Raw genomic sequence first — 2,008 nt, 5'->3', positions numbered from 1 at the left:
AAGAGACTGTTGGCGAATTAAAAAAGGGTGAAACCAAACATCCCGTAATCCTGGCAAGAGAACTATGATAAGGCAGAGGTAAAAAGAGCGGAAAAACGAGATACACGGGTCAAGCCAATCGGAATGTTGCGCCAAAATGCCCACATTCTTGACAGATTCATTGCAGCAGCAGTCATAATATGTTGCAGACGAGTTTTGGCAAGACCCATGTAACGAGCGTCACGCAAACCAAAAACACGAATTCCTTGAGACAGCGAACTTTCAACACCGGCCCTGAGGGCATAACGCTGCTTAAAATCCAGGGTATGTTGTCTAGCCCTACCCTTGGCTAGAGCTTCGTAAAGAGGTTGAGGTTTGAGAGTCAGAACACGAGCCTGTGCGGGCGAATGAGTACATTGAGAGCGAACAGGACAAGCGGCGCAATCGGGGCGACGAAAACGTACTTGAATGACCGGATTGCCATAGTTATCCGAGCGTTGATGCCAGGATTTGCTGATGCGCCCTTGCGGACAAGTAGCATGGCGATGGTCCCAATCAACGGTAAAACAAGAAAGCTCAAAGCCCAGCTTAGCTTTTTCTTGCCAACTAGAGTCAGGCGGTACAGGGCCAAGAAGCTCAATACCTAATTGTGTCTCACGCTTTGAGCAAGTGTTGAGCATCAACATAAGCAGTATCGACAATATGTTGTTGTGGTAACAGGTGTTTATCAGCTAAAGCTTGATGAATCACCTGAGTCATTTCTACATCTCCAGTGGTGGCGGGTGTCGTTTCCACATTGGTAATTAAATGAGGTAAATCTCGATCGCAAGTTTCTGTAAGATGTACTGTATAACCTGTCCAATTAGTATCTCTTTTTGTCCGATTGCGAGCCTCGATATCATAAGGGGAAGTAATTAACTGCTTGTGGGGCGGTAAATTATCAGCTTCTCGCCAATAAACTTTACCTTTGCACCACCCATATTGCTGTATCCAGACACAGCGTAAAATTTCTACCGCTTTTAGCTGACGTAACCATTCAGGACTCAAGGGGTCATACAAAGCTGACAATAAGTGATGACCATCACAGCCAATAGTCAATACCAAGCTTTGTTTTTCGGTTTCAGATTTCGGCAAACGATACTGCTCAAATCTCGTGCCATAACGCTCAGACCAATCCTGATTGACTACTGTTAATAACCATTCATCGGCAACTGTTGCTAACTGATTTAAAGCATGACGTAAAGTTTCTCCAACGCATTCGAGGCGGTTCATTTTGCGGATGGCTCCGATGACATGGGTGGAGTCAGTTCTGGCTTTCCCCCTGGCTTTGAGCCATCCTTTGTCCATAAAATGTCCTAACATTTTATCAAGTAATTGGCTTTCACGTCCCGCAGCAATTAATCGACTTCTCCATTCACTTAAAACTGAATAATTAAAACCGCTATCTGTAATTTCTAGTCCCAGAGCATACTTCCAGTCTATACGGCTTCTGACCGCTTCTGCTGCTTGTCGGTCAGTCAATCCCTCGGCAAATTGCATCACACTGATTAATGCTAATTGCCCTGGTGATAATGCAGTTTGACCGCAGTCGGCTCGAAACAAGGTGATCAAGTCAGTATCCAAGTACAGCACTCCTAATTCGTCGCGCATTTTCATATATGGATTGCCTTTGGGAAAGGAGGTTCGTGCTACGGAGGCGGTCATTTCAGGAATTGACGACCAGTCGCGGGGGTGAAGAGTCATAATAAATTATTTAATATGGTGTCTTATTACAATACTTAGGACAGTTTTTTAACGGCCTTGTAAGCCTCGCGCGAGGAAGCCCTGCCATTTTTAACGCATTTTAGGAAACTTAGGGCGCTTACTTAAACCTTGAAAAAATAGTCCACTATATAGCCAGTAAGGGTTTCGGACACTCGATCGGCTCTAAAACTGTCCGAAGTATTGTTATTACACAATCATTCTGCCTATTCAGGACGGCGAATGTCTGAGGGGTGAAACCCCTCAGACATTCGCCAACAGTCTCTTT

1 pseudogene is annotated in these 2,008 nt (G+C 44.9%); it reads right to left on the bottom strand.

Annotated features, from left to right (window positions below):
* Positions 1-62: 62 nt before the first annotated feature.
* Positions 63-1,722: pseudogene (locus tag QUB66_RS29530) on the bottom strand (IS1182 family transposase).
* Between the last annotated feature and the right edge of the window lie 286 nt (positions 1,723-2,008).

Source organism: Microcoleus sp. A2-C3 (genome assembly GCF_036706065.1).
Taxonomy (GTDB): domain Bacteria; phylum Cyanobacteriota; class Cyanobacteriia; order Cyanobacteriales; family Microcoleaceae; genus Microcoleus.
The sequence above is the reverse complement of the archived record's forward strand: the minus strand, read 5'-3'. Positions and strand labels throughout refer to the sequence as shown.